The sequence below is a fragment of the Streptomyces sp. NPDC059695 genome (assembly GCF_042733785.1).
Classification (GTDB): domain Bacteria; phylum Actinomycetota; class Actinomycetes; order Streptomycetales; family Streptomycetaceae; genus Streptomyces.
Genome location: NZ_JBHWFF010000001.1, coordinates 392,055 through 395,350 on the forward strand (window position 1 = coordinate 392,055; position 3,296 = coordinate 395,350).

Below are 3,296 nucleotides of genomic sequence, written 5' to 3' on the forward strand. Positions count from 1 at the left end.
GGTGGGGGGGGCGGGGGGGGGCGGTTGCGCCCGGCCGTATCCCCCCCCCCCCCGCCCCCGGTCACCCCGCGCGGCCCCCCGCTGGTCTCCCCGGCGCGGCCGGGGAAACCGCCCCCCCGGCCCCGCGGGGGCCGCCCCCCGCCTCAGCACTCCCACCGGACCCATGACGACGACGGGTTCGGCGGCCGGGTCGAGGGCGCGCAGCAGCGTGCGCAGCGACTCCCGGTCCAGGGCGATGCAGGCCTGCGTGGGTCCGCCGTGGTCGACGTGGATCCAGACGCCGCCGCCCTTCTCCTCGCCGAGGGGGCGTTCCCTGTCGAGCGGGGTGCGGCCGGGCACCCGGTTGTAGTCGATGGCGATCACATGGTCGAAGGAGCCTTCGAGGGGTTCGCCGGAGAGGCCGGTGCCGCTGATGGCGAAGGCCTCGTCCTCGTCGTACGGGAGCCGGGAGCCGGGGTCGGGCAGCAGGCCGCCCGCGTCGCCGAGGCCGAAGACCCCGATGGGGGTGCGCAGGTCGCCGGCGGTGTGGTCGTCGGTCCAGCCCTCCAGGGCGTTGTGCGCGGGCCAGGGTCCCGCGGCCGCGGTCCAGTGGCCGGACGGGTCGCGCCGGTAGAGGGTGGCGGTGGCCTTGCTGGATTCGGCGGTGGCACCGGTGACGACGAGGGCCTGGGCGGTGCCGTCGGGCAGGAGGGCCTGGGTGGCGGGGCCGAGGCCGGGGATCCGTGGTGCGGGGACCGGGGCGGAGGCGAGGTCGTTGGCGCCCGCGGCCGGCGGGGCCGGGGCGGGGCGCCCGGCACCCGGGACGGGTGCGTGCGTGGGGGTGGGTGCGGCGGGTGCGGGGGCGATGGGGCTCGCGCAGCCGGTGAGCAACAGGGCCGCGCACAGTGTGCCGGTGCTCAGCAGCGCGGTGGCGCCCTTGCGGACGGGCATGGGACGGCATCCTCCTGGCCGGGGGCAGTGCAGGCGATCCGTACCCGTTCGGCGCGCGCTGCTGCCCCCGCACCCCGGCCCTCACCCGTACGGACGCGTTTCCCTGGGCGGAAAGAGGTTGACCCGGCGGACCGGGCAGGCTTTCCTGCGGGAATGAGTGATCTTCGTATCGAACGGGCGCGGACCGAGGAGCAGCTCGCCGACTGGCGGGCCGTGCACAACACGATCATCCCCACGGCGGTGCTCTCCGCCGAGGACGTGCGGGAGCGCGCGGGCCGGAACCGGCTGGACGTCGCCTATCTCGGGGACGTGGCGGTGGGGTGCTCGACGGTGCGCCCGCCGGACGGGGAGACCCCTGCGGCGACCGTCATCGCGCGGACGCTGCCCGGGTACCGGGGCCGGGGGTTCGGGACCGCACTGTACGAGCGGGGCCTGGCGCACGCGCGGACGCTGAGCGACGAGGGCGTGGAGACGGTGGTGCTCGCCTCGAACGAGGAGGGGCTGCGGTTCGCGCTCGCGCGCGGGTTCACGGAGGTGGAGCGGTACGTGCTGCCGGGTGACACGATTCCGTTCGTGGCGCTGCGGCTGGCCTGACGGACACCACTCCTGACACACCGTCAGGAAATGGTGTCGCGGGTCTGGGAACCTCCGGCGCCCGGCGCTACCCTCCGCGCATGATTCGGACGGTGGTGTGGGGTACCGGAAATGTCGGGCGCGCGGCCATTCGCGCCGTGGACGCCCATCCGGGGCTGGAGCTCGCGGCCGTGCTCGTGTCCGACCCGGCCAAGGTGGGCCGTGACGCGGGCCGGCTCGCGGGGCTCGGACGCGATCTCGGAGTGGCGGCCGTCGACGACGTCGGCGCCGTGCTGGACGGGCGGCCGGGGGCCGTGGTGTACGCGGCCTCCGGCGACACCCGGCCCGACGGGGCGCTCGCCGACGTGGCCCGGGCGGTGGCGGCGGGCGCGGTGGTGGTGACACCCGCCCTGTATCCGCTCTACGACCAGCGCAACGCGCCGCCCGAGTTCCGGGATCCGGTGCTCGCGGCGGTGGCCGAGGGGGGCGGTTCGCTCTTCGTGTCGGGCGTCGACCCGGGCTGGGGCAACGACGTGCTGCCGCTCCTGGTGAGCGGGCTCGCCGCCACGGTGGACGTGATCCGCTGCCAGGAGATCTTCGACTACTCCACGTACGAGCAGGAGGAGTCGGTCCGGGAACTGGTCGGCATGGGCAAGCCCCTGGACTACGACCCGCCGATGCTGTGGCCCTCGGTGCCGACCATGATCTGGGGCGGGCAGATACGCCTGATGGCCCGCGCGCTCGGCGCCGAGCTCGACGAGATCCGGGAGACGCTGGAGCGGCGCCCGCTGGAGACCACGGTGAAGACGCGCACGATGGGCGTCTTCGAGGCGGGGACGCAGGGCGCGGTCCGCTTCGAGGTGCAGGGGATCGTGGGCGGGGAGCCCCGCATCGTGATCGAGCACGTCACCCGGATCCATCCCTCGTGCGCGCCGGACTGGCCGGTGCCGCCGGACGGGGTGGGCGCGCACCGCGTGGTCGTCGAGGGCACGCCCCGCATCGAGGTGACGGTGGCGGCGACCGACGAGGGCGAGAACCGGTCGGCGGGAGGGAACGCCACGGCGGTGGGACGGCTCGTCGGGGCGATCGAGTGGCTGGCGGCGGCGGAGCCGGGACTGTACGACGCGCTGGACGTGCCGCTGCGGCCGGCGGTCGGGAAGCTGGGAGGGAGAGCATCGTGATCATCGACATTCCCGAGGGGCAGGAGCCGATCGGGTACGTGTGGGGCGACATGGTCCCGGAGATCGGGACGGCGGCGGCGAACTTCTCGCTGTCGGTGTACGCGCACACCACCCTGGGGCTGCGCGAGTTCGAGGCGGCCCGGCTGAGGATCGCGCAGATCAACGGCTGCGGCTTCTGCCTGGACTGGCGCACGGACCGGGACGGGGTGAAGGTCGAGGAGGGGTTCGACGAGCTCGTCGCGGCGTGGCGGGAGACGGAGGTCTCGGAGGCCTTCGACGAGCGGACGCGGCTCGCGGCCGAGTACGCGGAGCGGTACGCGCTCGACCACCACGGCCTCGACGAGGAGTTCTGGGCGCGGATGACGGCGCGCTACAGCCAGGCGGAGATCGTGGAGCTGACGATGAGCCTGGGGTCGTGGCTGGCGTTCGGGCGGCTGAACCGGGTGCTCGGGCTCGACACGGTGTGCGTGCTGCCGACGCACTGAGGCGCGCGAAGAGGGGGCGGGCGGGGTGGCCGCCCGCCCCCGCGACGCCGGGGGGGCGTGACTAATACCCGGCGGCGATCGGCTCGCGTGTTCGGTAGGGGCGGGGGGGGGTGGGGTCGGACGGGGT

General features: G+C 75.0%; 3 protein-coding genes and 1 pseudogene. 3 read left to right on the forward strand and 1 reads right to left on the reverse strand.

The window, feature by feature from the left end; translation table 11 throughout:
• Positions 1-138: 138 nt before the first annotated feature.
• Positions 139-930, reverse strand: a pseudogene (locus ACFV2S_RS01690) (hypothetical protein); the annotation flags it as partial.
• A gap of 153 nt (positions 931-1,083) precedes the next feature.
• Between ACFV2S_RS01690 and ACFV2S_RS01695 the strand changes: the two are divergent.
• The 3 genes from ACFV2S_RS01695 to ACFV2S_RS01705 all read left to right on the forward strand — a co-directional run bounded on the left by ACFV2S_RS01695 (position 1,084) and on the right by ACFV2S_RS01705 (position 3,169).
• On the forward strand, positions 1,084-1,524 hold the full coding sequence (locus ACFV2S_RS01695) for a GNAT family N-acetyltransferase (RefSeq protein WP_385553222.1): 441 nt from the start codon (positions 1,084-1,086) through the stop codon (positions 1,522-1,524).
• Positions 1,525-1,604: 80 nt separating this feature from the next.
• A complete protein-coding gene (locus ACFV2S_RS01700) occupies positions 1,605-2,684 on the forward strand; it encodes a dihydrodipicolinate reductase (protein ID WP_385553224.1) in 1,080 nt (359 codons plus the stop codon).
• Positions 2,681-3,169, forward strand: a complete 489-nt coding sequence (locus ACFV2S_RS01705) for a carboxymuconolactone decarboxylase family protein (RefSeq protein ID WP_123458358.1) — start codon at positions 2,681-2,683, stop codon at positions 3,167-3,169. The genes ACFV2S_RS01700 and ACFV2S_RS01705 overlap by 4 nt, the downstream gene beginning before the upstream one ends.
• Positions 3,170-3,296 lie beyond the last annotated feature (127 nt).

Bases quoted from the DNA above. Each gene is read 5' to 3' on its own strand.
- ACFV2S_RS01695 (WP_385553222.1), top strand. From the start codon at position 1,084: ATGAGTGATCTTCGTATCGAACGGGCGCGGACCGAGGAGCAGCTCGCC.
- ACFV2S_RS01700 (WP_385553224.1), top strand. From the start codon at position 1,605: ATGATTCGGACGGTGGTGTGGGGTACCGGAAATGTCGGGCGCGCGGCC.